We start from the raw sequence: 18,419 nt of genomic DNA on the forward strand, positions 1-18,419 counted from the left end.
CCCCCCCCCCCCCCGCCACACCGCCAGCTGCGAAGAGCAGCAAGGCGCCGGCGCGCACACCGATTACGGATGCATCACGCTGCTGTACCAGGACGCGGCGGGCGGACTGCAAGTGCGCAATGTGCACGGTGAGTGGATTGATGCTCCGCCAATCGACGGCACGTTTGTCGTCAACCTCGGCGACATGATGGCGCGCTGGAGCAACGATCGTTACCTGTCGACGCCGCACCGGGTGATCAGTCCGTTGGGGGTGGATCGCTATTCGATGCCGTTCTTTGCCGAGCCCCATCCCGACACCATTATCGAGTGCCTGCCCGGCTGTCAGGGACCAGAGCATCCAGCGAAATACCCCGCGACCACCTGCGCTGAATTTCTGCTGTCGCGCTTCGCCGATACTTACGCCTATCGACGGGATTCGCTGATGGCCTGAACCGGCTGGTCAGGTTTTGCCAATTGTTTCGACGAGCACCTGTAGAATGCCGCCATCTGCAACTGATGAGAAAAGAATATGTACGACTGGCTGAACGCCCTGCCCAAGGCAGAACTGCACCTGCATCTGGAAGGCTCGCTGGAGCCCGAGCTGTTGTTCGCCCTGGCTGAGCGCAACAAGATCGCCCTGCCGTGGAGCGACGTCGAAACGCTGCGCGGGGCGTATGCCTTCAACAATTTGCAGGAGTTTCTCGACCTGTATTACCAAGGCGCCGATGTCCTGCGCACGTCGCAGGATTTCTACGACCTGACCTGGGCCTACCTGTTGCGTTGCAAGGCGCAGAACGTGATTCACACCGAACCGTTCTTCGACCCGCAAACCCACACCGACCGTGGTGTTCCTTTCGAAGTGGTGCTCAACGGCATCGCCGCCGCGTTGAAGGATGGCGAACAACAACTGGGCATCACCAGCGGTTTGATCCTGAGTTTCCTGCGCCACTTGAGCGAAGACGAAGCCGAGAAAACCCTCGACCAGGCGCTACCGTTTCGCGATGCGTTTGTAGCAGTCGGTCTGGACAGTTCGGAGATGGGTCACCCGCCGAGCAAGTTCCAGCGTGTGTTCGATCGTGCCCGTGGCGAAGGTTTCCTGACGGTTGCCCACGCCGGTGAAGAAGGCCCGCCGGAATACATCTGGGAAGCACTTGATCTGCTGAAAATCCAGCGCATCGACCATGGCGTGCGCGCCATCGAAGACGAACGCCTGATGCAACGGATCATCGACGAACAAATCCCGCTGACTGTGTGCCCTTTGTCCAACACCAAGCTGTGCGTGTTCGACCACATGTCGCAGCACAATATTCTCGACATGCTCGAGCGTGGCGTGAAGGTCACCGTGAATTCCGACGACCCGGCGTACTTCGGTGGTTATGTCACCGAGAACTTCCATGCGCTGTATACCGATCTGGGCATGACCCAGGATCAGGCCAAGCGTCTGGCGCAGAACAGTCTGGATGCCAGATTGATCAAACCTTAAATCGATCAAACATCAGTTACCGAGCGTAGCCGCGCTCTGAGGTCGGAACGCAGAGCGTCCCGGCTGCCGGACAGAGCGTGGCAACGATCCCAAGCCTAGGCTATCTCCAGCTCGGTCTCTTTGGCGAAGCGGTGAATTTCCCGTTGCCCCGCCGCAGTCACTTGCAAAGCCCGAGAATCGTTCGGCAAGCTCAGCCAGCCCGACTGCATGAACAATTGCAGCAGCGCCGCGCCCAATGACCCACCCATATGCGGGCGTCGCTCGCTCCAGTCAGGACACGCGCACGCAGCTTTGCTGCTGGTGTGCGCCAGCGCTTGAACATACACACCCCGGTTCGCCAACTGCGTAGCGCCCTTATGGGTGATCGACACTCGCCGGTCGAATTGCTCGATCCAGCCAGCATCCAGCAAACGCTGATAAAGGTCTGCAGCCAGGGTGCCGCCCAGATGATCGTCGCAGAGCCGGGCGCGCAGCAATGAAGAAGGCGCGGTCTGAGGTTTCGGGATGGGAATGGGGGTAGTGCGCTTGAACACGTCAGGGACTTCCCGCGGCGTGCTGGCAATCGTCGCGCTGGCCAGTGCCTCTATGGCGGCGCCTATTTCAGGGGCGGCCAGGCGGAAAAATCGCTTGCGACCGCGGGTTTCAACTTTTAACAGACCTCCGGCGGACAAACGCCCCAGGTGTGCACTGGCCGAAGAGGGTGACAGCCTGGCCAGCAGCGCCAGCTCTTCGGTTTGTCGCGCCGAGCCATCCATCAAGGCCCACATCATTGCGCTGCGCTTTGGGTCAGCCAGCAACGTGGCAATCTGGCTGATGCAAGGTGCATGTTCCATGTATTCACTCCCTGTTGAATCGTTTCGTCTACTGCTCGGAGACATCTTGACCAGTAATGTGTCATCGGCCAAGACGGGAAAACCGCCGTTTATCGGGCGAAGCCATCGCCTACCCAGGCCAGCGCTTTGCAGCTTCGCGAAGGAAAAGAAAATCACCGCAGGGATTTGTCGATCAATCGCGGACGCGCCACGGTGGATTCGGCGGTGCGCATATGAGGCGGCCCACAGTATAAGCCTGTTAACTGCCGCATCCTGCCCTTCAGAAACCATTGGTGGTGATAGTTCCTGAGAGAAATTTCGCTATTTTCCTGCGACTAATGACCGATCGCCGAGAAAGCCGGGAACTGACTACTCAATTGGGCGCATCGGCTGGCAAGCATTTCCCGCAAAAGGTTCACAGGCTTACTCAACTGTGCGCGATGTGCGCACAACAGATTCAGCGGAGCACGCTCGCAGAGCAGTTCCGGCAGCAATACTTTCAAACGACCGGCCAGCACGTCAGCCGCAACATCCAGCCAGGATTTGTAGGCGATGCCCGCGCCCGCGAGCGCCCATAAACGCACGACATCGGCATCGTCACTGAAACGATCTCCACTGACGGTCAGACCGACCTCGCGCTTGCCATCGTGAAAACTCCAGTGATCGTGAACCCGGCTGCCCAGCATGAACAGCAGGCAATTGTGCTGAGCCAGCTGCTCCAGTTGCCGCGGCTCACCGTGCCGGGCCAGGTAAGCGGGCGCCGCACACAAAACCCGGCGGTTTTGCGCGGCGATCGGCAACGCCACCAGACTTGAGTCCTCTGGTTCGCCGTAGCGCAGGGCAATGTCCACGGGTTGGCGAAAAAGGTCGGCAATGCGGTCGCCGAGCAACAGCCGCACCGTGAGCTTCGGGTGCTCGCGCTGGAATTCGTCCAGCCAGGGCAGCAGCACGTTACGGCCGAAATCCGAGGGTGCGGACAGCTGCAATATGCCGCTGACCTGATCCTGGCCACTTTTCAACAAACGACGGCCTTCTTCAAGATTGCTCAGGGCGGCCCGGGCATATTCGAGAAAACCTTCGCCTTCAGCGGTCAGACGCAGACTGCGTGTCGAACGGGCGAGCAAGCGTGCGCCGAGTTGCAGTTCGATGCGCTTCAACGCCGCGCTGGCTACAGCAGCGGACATATCCATGACCCGCGCCGCTGCCGACAGGCTGCCGAGATCCGCCGCGCGAACAAACAGCTGCAGGTCATCGAAACGCAGCATGATTGAGCCCCTGATTATCAAAAAAATATTGAAAGAGACTGCTCTTTTAGCGGGTTTTATCTTGCAGCGAAATAGCTAATCATCCTCCATCCTGAATAACCTTCACTGCCGGAGCCGACCATGTCCCAAGCCTTTACTGCCATCGCCACCCTGATTGCCAAACCGGGTCAGCAAGAAGCCCTTGAACAGCACCTGCGCGCTTTGGTTGAACCTACCCGCGCCGAGGCCGGTTGCGGTCAATACGATCTGCATCAGGACCTGTCGAATCCGCTGGCTTTTTACATGATCGAACAATGGAGCAGCGACGAGGCTCTGCAAGCACACGACGCCAGTGCGCACATCCAGAACTTCCGCGCCAAGGCCGACGCGTTTCTTGAACACTTCGAGCTCAAGCGCCTGCGCTCGGTGGCCTGAACCCCTCTTCTATTACCGTCCGGGAATCCTTCATGAAAGCCATTGCCTATTACACCTCGCTGCCGATCAGCGACGAAAAGTCCCTGCAGGATATCGAGCTGCCTTCGCCGGTTGCCGGCCCGCGCGACCTGCTGGTGGAAGTCAAAGCCATCTCGGTTAATCCAGTGGATACAAAAATCCGCCAGAACGTCCAGCCGGAAGATGGCGCTGCGAAGGTGCTGGGCTGGGATGTTGCCGGTGTGGTCAAGGAAGTCGGCAGCGAAGTGACCTTGTTCAAGGCTGGCGACAAGGTGTTTTACGCCGGTTCCATCGCCCGCGCCGGCGGCAACAGCGAGCTGCACGTGGTCGATGAGCGCATCGTCGGCCACATGCCGAAGACCCTCGGTTTTGCCGAAGCCGCCGCCCTGCCGCTGACCGCGATCACCGCGTGGGAGCTGCTGTTCGAGCGGCTGCAGGTGCGCGAGGGTAAAACCGATGAAGGGCAGAGTCTGCTGATCGTGGGTGCTGCCGGCGGCGTCGGCTCGATCCTGACTCAGCTGGCGCATCAGTTGACAGGGCTGAAAGTGATCGGCACCGCCTCGCGTCCGCAAACCCAGAGCTGGGTGCGCGACCTGGGCGCCGACCTGATCATCGATCACAGCCAGCCGCTGAGCGAGGAGCTCAAACGCGCCGGCGTCAGGCAGGTGACGCACGTTGCCAGCCTGACCGAGACCGGGCATCACCTTGATCAATTGGTGGAAGCGTTGGCACCACAAGGCAAACTCGCGCTGATCGACGATCCCAAGTCACTGGACGTAACCAAACTCAAGCGCAAGAGCCTGTCGCTGCACTGGGAGTTCATGTACACCCGCTCGCTGTTTGAAACGCCGGACATGATCGAGCAGCACAAACTGCTCAATCGCGTGGCGCAGTTGGTCGATGAGGGCACATTGAAGACGACGGTCGGTGAGCATTTCGGAACCATCAATGCGGCCAACCTGCGCCGCGCACATGAACTGCTGGAAAGCGGCAAGTCGAAAGGCAAGATTGTGCTCGAAGGTTTCTGAAGATCAAAAGATCGCAGGCTTCGCCAGCTCCTACGGATGTTTCCCACAGTTGAATCCGTAGGAGCCTGCGATCTTTGCCGTCAGTCCGAAGGTTGACCTCTGTCACAACTGCAGGGTTAATCGGGTCTACAATCGAAGCCTCTGCAAGACAATCTTTTACGCAAAGGGAGGTCAGCAATGAAGATCCTGATAAAAGAATTGGCAAAATCCCAATGGCAGGTCCGTCTGGACCAGCATAGCGTGACATTCCGCAGCGAAGCCGAAGCTCGCGCTTTCACCCGCACCCTTGAAGCGCGCCTGCACGCCCCTCATCAGTTCCCCGACCAGCAGCGCGCCGCTGGCTGAGGTTCTTCCTCAAACCTGGGCTTGAACCAGCGCCCGGGCATTTTGCAAACGCCGGGTGAGCATCGCCGCGCTCACCACCAGAATTGCACACAGGCTGATGACCATGGCCATCGGCACGGCCGTGCCATCGTATAAAAAACCCACCAGCCAGGCAGCGCCCGCAGCGACACTGAATTGCAGACAACCGAGCAGCGCCGAGGCGCTACCCGCACGAGCACCCTGCCCGTTCATTGCACAGGCCGAGGCGTTCGGCAGAATGCAGCCCAGGCTGGCCATGCAGATAAACAACGGCACCAGCAGCGGCCACAATTGTTCGGTGTGCAGCGAACTGACCACAAGTAAAGCCAGCGCAGCCACTAGGTAAACCCACACCGCGCGCACCAGCAAGAAGGCCGGACCACGCTTTGCGAGCATCCGCGCATTGATCTGCGCCACCAGAATGAACCCCGCCGCATTGGTGCCGAACAGCCAACCGAAATGTTCAGCCGGCACGCCGTAGAGTTTGATGAACACGAAGGGCGAACCGGTGATGTAGGCGAACATCCCGGCGATGGCGATGCCGCCGGTCAGCGCGTGGCCGAGGAAGATCGGGTCTGACAACAACCGCCCGTATTGACGCAGCGCACCTGACAATGGCTGACGTGGCGCATCGGCAGGCATGCTCTCCGGCAATCCAAGCGCCACGGCCAGCGCCGCCAGTGCACTGAAACCCGTCAGCGCGAGGAAGATCGACTGCCAACCCGTCGTGTTGACCAGCAACCCGCCCAGCATTGGCGCGAGAATCGGCGCCAGGCCCATCACCAGCATCAATTGCGAAAAGACTTTGGCCGAGCCCACGGCATCGCATTTATCGCTGACAATCGCCCGCGAAATCACCATCCCCGCACAACCGCCCAACGCCTGAATGAAACGCGCAGCGATCAGCCATTCGAGGTTGGGCGCATAAGCGCACGCCAAGGACGCAGCAGTGAAGAGACCGACGCCGGCCAGCAACGGAATCCGTCGCCCGAAGCGATCCGCCACAGGTCCGTACAGCAATTGACCAATCGACAAACCAAGGAAATACGCCGCCAGCGTGAGCTGGACGTGTGCTTCGTCGGTGCCGAATGCCAGCGCCATGGTCGGGAACGCCGGCAGATAGAAATCTATCGCCAGCGGCCCAAATGCGCTCAAGGCGCCAAGTATCAAGATGGTACGGAAGTTCATCGGGCATCCAGTGGGACAAGTCGGCAGCCACCTAGTCTAGCTGCGCGGGAACGCCTTGAACATCCGATAGGTCGCTAACTATTAATCCCGGATGATGAAATGCTCCCTCGGGTATTGATGTCTGGGCTCAGGCGACTTTCGCTTCGTAGCCTTCTTCAGTAATGGCAGCAATCACCTGGTCGACCGTCAGCGCACTCTCAACGCCGACTTCTTTTGCCGCCAGATCGATCCGCACACTGGCCGCTGGATCCTTAGCCTGCAGCGCCTGGGTGATGGCTTTTACGCAATGCCCGCACGACATACCTTGAACGTTGAATACCTGCATGGGATGACTCCTTTGATAGGTTGCGTGCAGTGTCGAGCTTGCCACCATGGCAAGGTCAAGTTCTGCCGTGAACGGCCGGGCTGGCAATCGGCGCCGCGCTCGGCCAAGCTGCATGCATCAATGACTTGATTCAGGAGATTCAGCCATGCGCTGGTCAGCTTTCAGCCTGTTTGGCTTGCTCAGCCTTTTCGCCGCTACGCCCTACGTCAACGCTGCCCCGGTGGATTACGGCGTGCTGATCATTTCCCGCGAGCGCCTGGAAGTCTCGACCAATTGCGAAATTGGCGTGTACATCCAGGATCAGTTGTCGGCGCGGCTGTTCCAGGAACAGAGCACATCGTTCAACCTGCCGCCGGGTAACGTCTCGCTGCGTCTCAAGCTACTGCCGGGCCAGGCACCGGGTTGCAACCCCGGCATGCTTGCCCCGGGTTCGCAGAACATCACCCTCGAGGCAGGGGATGTGCTGAAGTTCCGGATCGCGATGACGCAGGAAGGCATGTATTTGAAGCCTGCTGCGCTCGACTATTGATCTCCGGCCACCCGTAGGAGCAAGCTTGCTCGCGATCGTCGACAGTGCGGTGTAACTGAACGACCGCGCTGATTTTATCGCGAGCAAGCTTGCTCCGACAGCGTTCTTGGATGGGTTGAAAATTGGCGCTTGACCTTGCCAGCGTGGCAAGGTTGATCCTGTAGGCATCTACTACAGGGAGCGCGACCGATGTCCGAATCCACCACATTTAATCTGCCGATTGCCGGCATGACCTGCGCCAGTTGCGCCGGGCGCGTCGAGCGCGCCCTGAGTAAAGTGGTCGGCGCCAGTGCGGTCAGCGTCAACCTGGCCACCGAACAGGCCCGCGTCCAGGCGCCCGGCGACAGCCTGCCAGCATTGATGGATGCCGTGGAACAGGCCGGATACAGCGTGCCCCGGCAGAGTCTCGAATTAAGCATCGAAGGCATGACCTGCGCCTCCTGCGTCGGTCGGGTCGAACGTGCGCTGGCCAAGGTATCCGGGGTGAAAAGTGTCAGCGTCAATCTGGCCAACGAGCGTGCTCACCTCGAACTGCTTGGGCAAATTGATCCGCAGACCCTGATCGCCGCTGTCGCCAAAGCGGGCTACAGCGCCAGCGTCTGGGAAGTCGAACAGCCGCAAACCGATCATCAGCAACAACGTCTGCACCGTGAGCGGCTGGCGCTGGTCATGGCGATTGCCCTTGCCCTGCCGCTGGTACTGCCGATGTTGCTGCAACCGTTCGGTGTGCACTGGATGCTGCCCGCATGGGCGCAGTTTGCATTGGCGACGCCGGTGCAATTCATCTTCGGTGCGCGTTTTTACGTGGCAGCGTGGAAAGCCGTGCGCGCCGGGGCCGGCAATATGGATCTACTGGTCGCCCTAGGCACGAGCGCCGGTTATGGCTTGAGTCTGTACGAATGGGCGACCGCCGCCGGGCGCATGCCGCATCTGTATTTCGAAGCGTCCGCCGTGGTGATTGCGCTGGTGCTGCTGGGCAAATACCTGGAGAGCCGCGCCAAACGGCAGACCGCCGGCGCCATCCGCGCCCTCGAAGCGCTGCGTCCGGAGCGCGCGATTCAAGTGATCGATGGCCGCGAACAGGACGTCGCGATCAACGCTTTGCGCCTCAACGATCTGGTCATGGTCAAACCTGGCGAACGTTTTCCGGTGGACGGTGAGGTGATCGAGGGTCAGAGCCATGCCGATGAAGCGCTGATCAGTGGCGAAAGCCTGCCGGTGCCGAAGCAGCCTGGGGATAAAGTCACCGGGGGCGCAATCAACGGTGAGGGCCGGCTGCTGGTGCGCACGCAAGCCTTGGGCGCAGAAACCGTGCTGGCGCGGATTATCCGTCTGGTCGAAGACGCGCAAGCGGCGAAGGCACCGATCCAGAAACTGGTGGATAAAGTCAGCCAGGTGTTTGTGCCAACCGTTCTGCTAATCGCGTTGGCGACGCTGATCGGTTGGTGGCTCTACGGAGCGCCCGTCGAGACAGCGCTGATCAACGCTGTCGCGGTTTTGGTCATAGCCTGTCCGTGCGCTCTTGGTCTCGCCACTCCGACTGCAATCATGGCCGGCACCGGCGTCGCCGCGCGCTATGGCATTTTGATCAAGGACGCCGAAGCGCTCGAACGCGCCCATGAAGTCAGCGCGGTGGTGTTTGATAAAACCGGCACGCTGACCTCGGGCACGCCGCGCATCGCGCATTTGAGCGCAATCGCTGGTGACGAAAGCGCCTTGTTGCAAATGGCCGGGGCGCTGCAACGCGGCAGTGAACACCCTCTGGCCAAAGCCGTACTGGACGCTTGCGCCGAACGCGGTCTAACCGTTGCCGATATCCGCGACAGTCAGTCGCTGACGGGGCGCGGCATCGCCGGCAGCCTTGATGGCCGACGTCTGGCGCTGGGCAATCGTCGCCTGCTGGACGAAAGCGTTTTGCCAGCGGGTGAGCTGGCCGAATCTGCCGCCGCATGGGAAGCCGAAGGCCGCACGTTGTCTTGGCTGATCGAACAAAGCCCCACCCCCGCAGTGCTCGGGTTGTTCGCGTTCGGTGACACGTTGAAACCCGGCGCGCTGCAAGCGGTGCAGCAACTGCGCGAGCGCCACATCAGCAGTCATCTGCTGACGGGTGACAATCGCGGCAGCGCCCGCGTGGTCGCCGAAGCGCTGGGCATCGAGGATGTCTACGCTGAAGTGCTGCCGGCCGACAAAGCCGCGACGGTCGCGACGCTGAAGAAAACCGGTGTGGTCGCAATGGTCGGCGATGGCATCAACGACGCACCGGCCCTGGCGGCTGCGGACATCGGCATTGCCATGGGCGGCGGCACCGATGTCGCGATGCACGCCGCCGGGATCACCCTGATGCGCGGCGATCCTCGACTGGTGCCGGCCGCGCTGGAAATCAGCCGCAAGACCTACGCGAAAATTCGTCAGAATCTGTTCTGGGCATTTGTCTACAACCTGATCGGTATTCCGCTGGCGGTTTTCGGCTTCCTCAATCCGGTACTGGCCGGCGCGGCGATGGCGTTGTCGAGCGTCAGCGTGGTCAGCAATGCGTTACTGTTGAAAACCTGGAAACCCAAGGACCTGGAGGATGACCGATGAACATTGGCCAAGCGGCTCGGGTAAGCGGACTCAGCGCGAAGATGATTCGTTATTACGAGTCGATCGGTCTGCTCAAGGCAGCTCATCGCACGGACAGCGGTTATCGGGTTTATGGCGAGGATGATTTACACACGCTGGCCTTCATCAAGCGGTCGCGGGACCTGGGCTTTTCACTGGAGGAAGTCGGCAAGTTGCTGACCCTTTGGCAGGATCGGCAACGGGCGAGCGCGGATGTCAAAGCGCTTGCTCGCCAGCACATTGACGAGCTGAATCGCAAAATTCTCGAGATGGGGCAACTGCGCGACACGCTGCAGGATCTGGTGGATCACTGCCAGGGCGATCACCGCCCGGACTGTCCGATTCTGAAAAGTCTCGAATCGGGGTGCTGCGCCTAGTAGGTCGTGCCGTTGGCACAGATGTCGAATCTACCGACGCCTTCGCGGGCAAGCCCGCTCCCACAAGGTGCAGCGTGCATAAAGGCTTCAGGCCTGACACAAAACCCTGTGGGAGCGGGCTTGCTCGCGAAGGCGCCAGTACTGTCTACCCCAAACCGTCGCCCACAAAAAACCCGGCCGAGGCCGGGTTTTGTTCAACCGATCACTGCATCCACGGTGGAGGCGGTTCTTCGGTTTTGCCCGGTGGCGCATCGTCCGCCGCGCGTACCGCTTGCTTGCGTTCTTCATCCAGGCGGGCCGCCTCGATTTCGCGCATGATGCCGCCGACATCGGCCAGCTCTTCCGGCTCATCGAACTCACCGGTCAAAATGCTCGCCGGGTGTAAGGTGCCGGCCTCGTACAAGGCCCACATTTCTTTGGCGTAACGGGTCTGCTTCAGCTCCGGCGCGAACCGGCCGAAGTACGACGCCATGTTGCCCACATCCCGCTCAAGCATGCTGAAAGCATGGTTGTTGCCCGCCGCGTCAACCGCTTGCGGCAGGTCGATGATGACCGGACCTGTCGGCGTCAGCAGTACGTTGAACTCGGACAAGTCACCGTGCACCAGTCCGGTACACAACATCAGCACGATCTGCGAAATCAGGAACGCGTGATACTCGCGCGCCTGATCCGGCTCCAGCACCACGTCATTCAGACGCGGCGCCGCATCGCCGTATTCGTCGGCAACCAGTTCCATCAGCAGCACGCCTTCGAGGAAGTCGTACGGCTTGGGTACCCGGACACCGGCACCGGCGAGGCGAAACAACGCCGCCACTTCAGCATTCTGCCAGGCATCTTCGGTTTCTTTCTTGCCGAACTTCGAGCCCTTGGCCATCGCCCGAGCCTGCCGGCTGTTGCGCACCTTGCGGCCTTCCTGATATTCGGCCGCCTGGCGGAAACTGCGTTTATTCGCCTCCTTGTAAACCTTCGCGCAACGTAACTCGTTGCCGCAGCGCACCACATAAACAGCTGCTTCTTTACCACTCATGAGTGGGCGCAGCACCTCGTCGACCAGACCGTCCTCGATCAGGGGTTCAATGCGTTTTGGAGTCTTCATCAGCTTTTATTGTGGGTCCTTTATTACCAAACACGCGAAAGTCATTCGTTATACGGCAATCTGCTCAATCGGGGGAGGGGGTGCCGACCTATGAACGTTCCGTGGGGAACAGTAAGCACACAATGTGCCGTATTTATCGATGCACCCCGCCGATGCCATTCGACCGATGGGGATCATAGCTGAGCTGATGGGAATTGTTGGTGACCCAATGCAGGGGATTTGCGACAGAACCCGACAAACGCAGGCATACCCTTCGTAGGATTTATCCCTTCTGCCCTCAATTTCCTCTGACAACAGCCGAAGTCTTCAGTGACGAGGGAATTTGTCCGACGATCGTTCCGATAAAAACGAGGCCGCACCCAGGGAGCCGGGTTCAACCATCACGTTTATTGCTGCCAATAAATCCGCGAGTCAACTGCACTGCGTGGGCCTACAAGAAAATCTGGAGCGCGGATGAACATCAAACAGAAGCTGACCTGGGCGTTTGCAATCATCGCCTGCTTGCCCGTGGTGCTGGTCGCCACCCTCGTTGTGCTGAACTTGCGCAGTGACGCCAAGGACAATTTCGTCGACAGCAGTGGTCGCGAAATTCGTCAGGTCAGCAATGCCATGCAAATATTTTTCGACGGCATCAGCCAGAACGTCGATTACCTGGCGTCTCAGCCGCTGATCAAAGAATCCGATGACAGCCTCAAGACTTACATGAGCGCCAATGCGGAAAGTATTCCCCAAGGCGAGGCCGACAAAAAGGTCTTCGCCCTGCTGCAAAACCTCGGCAACAGCCACCCTTCCTACGCCTACGCGATCCTCGGCACGGCGGCCGGCGGTTACGTGTCCTGGCCGGACGACGCGAAGCTGAACAATTACGACCCACGCCAGCGTCCCTGGTACAAAGCGGCGCAGGCCAAACCGGGCAAGCCGTTTCGCACCGAGGCGTATTACTGGGCCGAGGACGATGCAACCTACGTCAGCACCGTACGCACCATCGACAACAAACTGGGGACCAACGGTGGCGTGGTCAGCATCGACGTGACGCTCAAGCAGCTCACCGAAATCGTCAAACAGATCAAGCTGGGTGAAAGCGGCTACCTGATGTTGATGGAAAACACCGGCACCGTGCTGGTCGACCCGAAACAACCGGAACACAACTTCAAACCGTTGAGCAGCCTTGGCGAGGGTTACGCGCAATTGGGCAAGGCCGGCAAAGGGCTAGTGGAAGTCGAGCTGAATGGTGAGCGTTACATGGCCAACGTCTGGCCCTCGGAACAACTCGGCTGGACATTTGTCGGCCTGATCAAACAGGACGATGTGATGAGCTCGGCTACTCAGCTGACCTGGCTGATCGCAATTATCGCGGCTGTGCTCGCGGTGATTTTCGCCGTGGTTGGCGCCAGCTTCGCCAGTGTCATCGTGCGCCCGATTCGCAGCGTCGCCAGCGGCCTGGAAGGCATTGCTCAGGGTGAAGGGGACTTGACCAAAAACCTGCAGGTGCGTGGCAGCGATGAAACCGCGCAACTGGCCAGCTGGTTCAACCAGTTTCTGGCGGCGATTCGTAATTTGATTCAAAGCATCGGTGGCGCCGCGACGAAAATCCTCGCCACCTCGAAAAGCTCGACGCAGGTGTCGAGCGACATGGCCGAAGCGGCCGGTCGTCAGCGTGAAGCAGTGGACATGGTGTCCACGGCGTTCCACGAAATGGTCGCGACCGCCAACGAAGTCGCGCGCTCGTGCAGCCAGGCGGCAGAGTCGGCCGACAGTGGCCAGCGTCAGGCGCGTGAAGGTCAGCAACAGATCGATGCGGCTGTGAGCAGTGTCGATCGCTTGAGTCAGGAGATCGAGCAGTCGGCGCAGTCGATGCAACAGCTGGAACGCGACAGCAATGACATCCAGTCGATTCTGGGGACCATTCGCTCGATTGCCGAACAGACCAACTTGCTGGCGCTGAACGCTGCCATCGAAGCTGCCCGGGCTGGTGAGCAAGGTCGGGGTTTTGCGGTGGTGGCCGATGAAGTGCGGGCGCTGGCCAAACGCACGGCCGATTCCACGGCGGAGATCGACGGGTTGCTGGGTACTCTGGCCAAACGTACCAGCCAGGTGACTCATCAGATGCGCGCGAGCCTGGAAGTGTCGCAACAATCGGTCACCCGCATTGGCGAGGCGCGCAGCAGTTTCGGGCAGATTCGTGAGTCGGTGGACGTGATCCGCGACATGAATACACAGATTGCGACGGCAGCGGAACAACAGCATCAGGTGGCTGAAGACATCAATCGGCACATCAGCCAGATCCACGGCGATGCGCAGCTGGTGGCGGAACTGGCGGATTCGGCGCGGCTGGATTCGCAGAGTCTGGCCGGGTTGTCGAATGAGCTGGATGGGTTGGTTCGGCGGTTTAGGACCTGATTTGCAACTGCCGTGAGGGCTTGGCGGCCGGTTGTGGGATCGCCGCCAGGATCAGGCTCGGACACAAGGAATCGAATCTCCCCCCTGTGGGAGCTGAGCTTGCTCGCGATGGCGGACTTGAATTTTACTGAATCTTCGAGGATGTGCTCGGTTCACTGTGGGAGCTGGCTTGCCTGCGATGGCTATGTTCCGAGCGATTGAATTTTTGTGGGTGTACATATCCATTGCTGCGGCAGCGACTGAAATTGGTTCCGCTCTTACAGCGGGTCACTTGGAAAAGCGCCAAGTAACCAAACGCTCTTGCCCCTGACGTCCGGTGGCTCGCTAGTGCTCGCCATGCCTTCGCTCCGGTCCTTCTCCGTGGGCCCGCTGCCATCGGCCATCCATGGCCGGGGCAGCTAACCCGGCATCCATGCCGGGTTGCCCACTGCGCAGAACCTGCGCTCAGCCTCCCGACGGTGCGCTAACCGCCACAGCCGCCGAGGCGGCCTGATAGCCGACCTGGCTGTTGGATTTGTCCGCATTTCAATTTGCGGGAGTCAAGCTGGTCTGTTCGTTCGTCCGTATTTCAGATGTAGAAGCGACCCGGCGGCGATCCGCCTTGCCCGCGAAAGCATCCTCACTGCCGAAACAATTCCCCCGGCGTAAACCCGAACAACCCTCTGAACGCCGCAATGAACGCCGACGTCGAGTCGTACCCGCAAGCCAGCGCCGCGTTGGTCACACTCTCGCCACTCTCCAGCACATTCAACGACGACAGCAAGCGCATCCGCTGGCGCCAACCGCGAAAACTCAACCCGGTCTCGCGCTGGAACAGGCGCATCAGGGTTTTATCCGAAGTGCCCAGGCGGCCTGCCCAATCCTGTAGCGTCACGTGCAGCTCAGGGTTTTCGATCAGCTCGTTACATAATTCAAGCAAGCGCTGATGGCGCGGCAACGGCAGCGAGAAACCGACTTCCGGCAGATTCGCCAATTGATCCAACAAAACGCTGACCAGACGCGCTTCAGCACTGTCGCCCTGGGGATATTCCACCGGCAGCTGGCAAAAACTCTTGATTAATTCCCGCGCCAGCGGCGTCACCTCCAGCACTCGGCATCGCCCATCGGCCCATTGGCAATCTTCGCGACGCACGTAAAGGCTGCGCATCTCGGCGCGCATCGACGTGACGACCTGATGCTCAAGGTCGGCGGGGATCCAGATGCCCCACTGCGGCGGCGCAAAAAAACTGCCCTCGGCGGTATGCACGCCAAGAACGCCGCTGATGGCATAGGAAAATTGCACCCAGTCATGCCGATGCGGCGGCGTCCAGGAGCCGGCGTTCAGGCTTTCGGCACGGGCGAACAGCGGGCGCGGCAGAGCGGTCAGGTCGGGGATTGTTCGTTCGAGTGAGAGTTGTCCGTTGGTCGCCATTTGTGGGGGTAATATCGGGTAAGGGCTTGCAGCGGACGTTAGGGCAAATGGTTGATCAATTCAACACCACGAATCCCATGTGGGAGCGAGCCTGCTCGCGATGGCGGCGTTCCAGTCAATATCTTCGATGACTGAGACCCCGCTATCGCGAGCAGGCTCGCTCCCACAGGTTTCCGGTTCGACTAACGGGATCAGCGTTCGATGATGGCTGTGACGCCTTGGCCGCCAGCGGCACAAATCGAAATCAGGCCACGACCCTTGCCGGCAGCGTCCAGCAACTTGGCCAGGCTGGCGACAATGCGCCCGCCCGTGGCGGCAAATGGGTGCCCGGCTGCCAGTGAACTGCCTTTGACGTTCAAACGCATGCGGTCGATAGAACCCAGCGGCGCGTTGAGCCCCAGTCGGTTTTTGCAGTATTCGGGATCCTCCCAGGCCTTGAGCGTACACAGCACCTGCGCGGCGAACGCCTCGTGAATCTCGTAATAATCGAAGTCCTGCAACGTCAATCCATTGCGCTCCAGCAAACGCGGCACCGCATACACCGGTGCCATCAACAGACCTTCCGCGCCGTTGACGAAATCCACCGCTGCCGCCTCGCCGTCGCGCAAGTAAGCGAGGATCGGCAAGCCGCGCGCCTTCGCCCATTCCTCACTGCCGAGCAGCACCAGCGAGGCACCATCGGTAAGCGGCGTCGAGTTGCCCGCCGTCAACGTGCCCTTGGCGCTTTTTTCGAATGCCGGTTTCAGTGAAGCGAGTTTCTCCAGCGTCAGGTCAGGGCGCAGATTGTTGTCGCGGGTCAGGCCGAGGAACGGCGTCATCAGGTCGTTATGCCAACCCTCGGTGTAGGACGCAGCCATTTTCTGGTGGCTTTCGAGGGCGAGTTGATCCTGCTCCTCACGCGGGATGTTCCAGGTCTGCGCCATCAATTCGCAATGTTCGCCCATGGACAGCTCCGTGCGCGGCTCGCCGTTGCGCGGGAATTGCGGGATGAGATGGCCTGGACGCAACTGCAGGAACGTTTTCAGTTTGTCGGCAGTGGTTTTGCCTCGATTGGCCTGCAAGAGAATTTTGCGCAGGCCTTCGTTGATCCCGATCGGCGCGTCGGACGTGGTGTCGACGCCACCGGCAATGCCGCAGTCGATCTGGCCGAGGGCAATTTTATTCGCCACCAATAACGCAGCTTCAAGGCCGGTGCCGCAGGCCTGCTGAATGTCATAGGCCGGTGTGGTTGGCGAGAGCCGCGAGCCAAGCACGCATTCGCGGGTCAGGTTGAAATCATGGGAATGTTTGAGCACGGCACCCGCCGCGACTTCGCCCATGCGCTCACCGTGCAGGTTGAACCGCTCGATCAGGCCTTCGAGCGCGGCCGTGAGCATCGCCTGGTTGCTCGCGGTAGCGTATGGCCCGTTGGAGCGGGCGAAGGGAATCCGGTTGCCACCGATGATTGCGACGCGACGCAGCTGAGTCATAAAAGCTCCTGATAAAAATTCAAATATCAACGCGGTCCAATGTGGGGCTGGCCTGTGGCGAGGGGATTTATCCCCGTCGGACCGTGCAGCAGTCTTAGAATCTCAGGGCGGCTTCGCCACCCAACGGGGATAAATCCCCTCGCCACAAAGTCGCTCCCCCAGATACCGCAGTTCCCTGCAGATGCTGCCAAGCCCGGTCCGAATCAATATGCAATGCCCAAGCGTAGGCTTTATTCGTGGATCGAACGACTGATTGCCATTCGTGGTCCACACTTTGAACCCCAGCTGCTGGAGCGCGTTCCATGTCTGACCGTTATATCGACTTCGCCAACTCGTCCCTCGGCCAACGTCTGGTCGGTGCCCTTGGTCTGCCGACGCCCGTCCGACTGGAGCGCTGGCAAGCGGGCCGGCTGCGCCCTGTCGAAGGCGCGCTGCTGATTGGCGGCGGTGCGCTGGCGGAAAAAGTCAGCGCTTTCGCCAATCGCCTGACTGACGCGATTTTCAGCTACGGCACCGAACCTGCACCTGAAAAAGCCGCGGCATGGATTCCTGGCCACGGCCCCAAGCTCAAAGCCGTGGTATTCGATGCCAGCGAATTGAAGCAGACCGACGCGCTGAAACAGCTGCGCGAGTTTTTTCAACCGTTGATGAAAAACCTTGATCACAACGCACACGTGGTGATTCTCGGACGCGACCCGCAAACAATCAGCGACCCGTTCGCCGCCAGCGCCCAACGCGCGCTGGAGGGCTTCAGCCGCTCGCTGGCCAAGGAATTACGCGGCGGCGGGACTCTGCAACTGATCCAGGTGGGTGAAGGTGCCGAAGATCAACTGGAAGGCCCGCTGCGATTTTTTCTTTCGCCCAAGAGCGCCTTCGTCTCCGGGCAAGTGGTCCGGGTGAATGCCTGTGACACTCCGGTTACCGACTGGACCCGCCCGTTGTCCGGGCGTAAGGCTCTGGTCACGGGCGCCGCACGCGGGATTGGCGCCTCCATCGCCGAAACGCTGGCCCGCGATGGCGCCGACGTTATTCTGCTGGACGTCCCGCAGGCCAAAAACGATCTGGAAGGCCTCGCCGCACGCCTCGGCGCGCGCAGCATCATCCTGGACATTTGCGCCGAAGACGCGGCAGCGCAGTTGATCGAAGACCTGCCCGATGGCGTTGATATCGTGGTGCACAACGCCGGCATCACCCGCGACAAAACCCTTGCCAACATGACCCCGGAATTTTGGGACGCGGTGCTCGCGGTCAACCTCAACGCGCCACAGGTGCTGACCAAGGCGCTACTCGACAGCGGCACGTTGCGCGACAACGGCCGGGTCATTCTGCTGGCGTCGATCAGCGGTATTGCCGGCAATCGCGGGCAAACCAATTACGCCGCCAGCAAGGCGGGGTTGATCGGTCTGGCACAGGCCTGGGCACCGCTGCTCAATGAGCGCGGCATCAGCATCAACGCAGTCGCACCGGGGTTCATCGAAACCCAGATGACGGCGCACCTGCCATTTGCTGTGCGCGAAGGCGGACGGCGCATGAGCTCGCTGGGCCAGGGCGGCGTGCCACAAGACGTTGCTGAAGCCGTGGCCTGGCTGGCACAACCGGGCACGGGCGGCTACACCGGACAAGCGCTGCGTGTCTGCGGGCAAAGTGTGCTGGGGGCGTAA

17 protein-coding genes and 1 pseudogene are annotated in these 18,419 nt (G+C 60.3%); 11 read left to right on the forward strand and 7 right to left on the reverse strand.

Annotated features, from left to right (window positions below; all coding sequences use genetic code 11):
- Positions 1 to 430: isopenicillin N synthase family dioxygenase (locus DU29_RS0101795; protein WP_028620153.1), on the forward strand; the 430-nt coding region annotated here is incomplete at its 5' end.
- A 78-nt stretch (positions 431 to 508) separates the two neighbouring features.
- Positions 509 to 1,462, forward strand: coding sequence for an adenosine deaminase (locus DU29_RS0101800; protein WP_028620154.1), 954 nt, complete (start codon positions 509 to 511; stop codon positions 1,460 to 1,462).
- Positions 1,463 to 1,557: 95 nt separating this feature from the next.
- On the opposite strand, the gene DU29_RS0101805 is transcribed toward DU29_RS0101800, so the two are convergent.
- Complete coding sequence (locus DU29_RS0101805) at positions 1,558 to 2,295, reverse strand: ArsR/SmtB family transcription factor (protein WP_028620155.1); 738 nt, start codon at positions 2,293 to 2,295, stop codon at positions 1,558 to 1,560.
- Between the two features lie 314 nt (positions 2,296 to 2,609).
- Positions 2,610 to 3,539 (reverse strand): LysR family transcriptional regulator, encoded by a 930-nt coding sequence (locus DU29_RS0101810; protein ID WP_028620156.1) that lies wholly within the window; start codon positions 3,537 to 3,539, stop codon positions 2,610 to 2,612.
- Between the two features lie 120 nt (positions 3,540 to 3,659).
- Between DU29_RS0101810 and DU29_RS0101820 the strand changes: the two genes are divergently transcribed.
- From DU29_RS0101820 to DU29_RS1000000132955, 3 genes are all read left to right on the forward strand, one after another.
- Positions 3,660 to 3,953 carry a putative quinol monooxygenase gene (locus tag DU29_RS0101820; protein ID WP_028620157.1) on the forward strand — a complete coding sequence of 98 codons (294 nt, stop codon included), beginning with the start codon at positions 3,660 to 3,662 and terminating at the stop codon, positions 3,951 to 3,953.
- Positions 3,954 to 3,985: 32 nt separating this feature from the next.
- On the forward strand, positions 3,986 to 4,999 hold the full coding sequence (locus tag DU29_RS0101825) for a zinc-binding alcohol dehydrogenase family protein (RefSeq protein WP_028620158.1): 1,014 nt from the start codon (positions 3,986 to 3,988) through the stop codon (positions 4,997 to 4,999).
- A gap of 177 nt (positions 5,000 to 5,176) precedes the next feature.
- Positions 5,177 to 5,344, forward strand: coding sequence for a hypothetical protein (locus DU29_RS1000000132955; RefSeq protein ID WP_177326932.1), 168 nt, complete (start codon positions 5,177 to 5,179; stop codon positions 5,342 to 5,344).
- Between the two features lie 9 nt (positions 5,345 to 5,353).
- On the opposite strand, the gene DU29_RS0101835 is transcribed toward DU29_RS1000000132955, so the two are convergent.
- Positions 5,354 to 6,550 (reverse strand): multidrug effflux MFS transporter, encoded by a 1,197-nt coding sequence (locus tag DU29_RS0101835; RefSeq protein ID WP_028620159.1) that lies wholly within the window; start codon positions 6,548 to 6,550, stop codon positions 5,354 to 5,356.
- Between the two features lie 127 nt (positions 6,551 to 6,677).
- Positions 6,678 to 6,875 (reverse strand): heavy-metal-associated domain-containing protein, encoded by a 198-nt coding sequence (locus DU29_RS0101840; protein WP_028620160.1) that lies wholly within the window; start codon positions 6,873 to 6,875, stop codon positions 6,678 to 6,680.
- Positions 6,876 to 7,020: 145 nt separating this feature from the next.
- On the opposite strand from DU29_RS0101840, the gene DU29_RS0101845 reads away from it, so the two are divergent.
- From DU29_RS0101845 to cueR, 3 genes are all read left to right on the forward strand, one after another.
- On the forward strand, positions 7,021 to 7,404 hold the full coding sequence (locus tag DU29_RS0101845; protein ID WP_028620161.1) for a hypothetical protein: 384 nt from the start codon (positions 7,021 to 7,023) through the stop codon (positions 7,402 to 7,404).
- Between the two features lie 189 nt (positions 7,405 to 7,593).
- On the forward strand, positions 7,594 to 9,987 hold the full coding sequence (locus DU29_RS0101850) for a heavy metal translocating P-type ATPase (RefSeq protein ID WP_028620162.1): 2,394 nt from the start codon (positions 7,594 to 7,596) through the stop codon (positions 9,985 to 9,987).
- Positions 9,984 to 10,382: a Cu(I)-responsive transcriptional regulator gene (gene cueR / locus DU29_RS0101855; protein WP_028620163.1), complete on the forward strand. Its 399-nt coding sequence runs from the start codon at positions 9,984 to 9,986 to the stop codon at positions 10,380 to 10,382. The genes DU29_RS0101850 and cueR overlap by 4 nt, the downstream gene beginning before the upstream one ends.
- Positions 10,383 to 10,584: 202 nt before the next feature.
- On the opposite strand, the gene DU29_RS0101860 is transcribed toward cueR, so the two are convergent.
- Positions 10,585 to 11,478: a PA4780 family RIO1-like protein kinase gene (locus DU29_RS0101860; RefSeq protein ID WP_028620164.1), complete on the reverse strand. Its 894-nt coding sequence runs from the start codon at positions 11,476 to 11,478 to the stop codon at positions 10,585 to 10,587.
- Positions 11,479 to 11,931: 453 nt separating this feature from the next.
- On the opposite strand from DU29_RS0101860, the pseudogene DU29_RS1000000133645 reads away from it, so the two are divergent.
- Together DU29_RS1000000133645 and DU29_RS1000000133650 are read left to right on the forward strand one after the other, a co-directional pair.
- Positions 11,932 to 13,020, forward strand: a pseudogene (locus DU29_RS1000000133645) (cache domain-containing protein); the annotation flags it as partial.
- A 129-nt stretch (positions 13,021 to 13,149) separates the two neighbouring features.
- Complete coding sequence (locus tag DU29_RS1000000133650; protein ID WP_412072147.1) at positions 13,150 to 13,878, forward strand: methyl-accepting chemotaxis protein; 729 nt, start codon at positions 13,150 to 13,152, stop codon at positions 13,876 to 13,878.
- A 619-nt stretch (positions 13,879 to 14,497) separates the two neighbouring features.
- Here the strand turns inward: DU29_RS1000000133650 and DU29_RS0101870 are convergent.
- Positions 14,498 to 15,289, reverse strand: a complete 792-nt coding sequence (locus tag DU29_RS0101870; protein ID WP_028620166.1) for an AraC family transcriptional regulator — start codon at positions 15,287 to 15,289, stop codon at positions 14,498 to 14,500.
- A gap of 191 nt (positions 15,290 to 15,480) precedes the next feature.
- Positions 15,481 to 16,758 carry an acetyl-CoA C-acetyltransferase gene (locus tag DU29_RS0101875; RefSeq protein WP_028620167.1) on the reverse strand — a complete coding sequence of 426 codons (1,278 nt, stop codon included), beginning with the start codon at positions 16,756 to 16,758 and terminating at the stop codon, positions 15,481 to 15,483.
- Between the two features lie 302 nt (positions 16,759 to 17,060).
- Here DU29_RS0101875 and DU29_RS0101880 point away from each other — a divergent pair, with 302 nt between their 5' ends.
- Entirely contained in the window at positions 17,061 to 18,419 is a 1,359-nt protein-coding gene (locus DU29_RS0101880) for a 3-oxoacyl-ACP reductase (RefSeq protein WP_028620168.1), read from the forward strand.

This window comes from Pseudomonas sp. Ant30-3, from assembly GCF_000690905.1.
Classification (GTDB): Bacteria; Pseudomonadota; Gammaproteobacteria; order Pseudomonadales; family Pseudomonadaceae; genus Aquipseudomonas.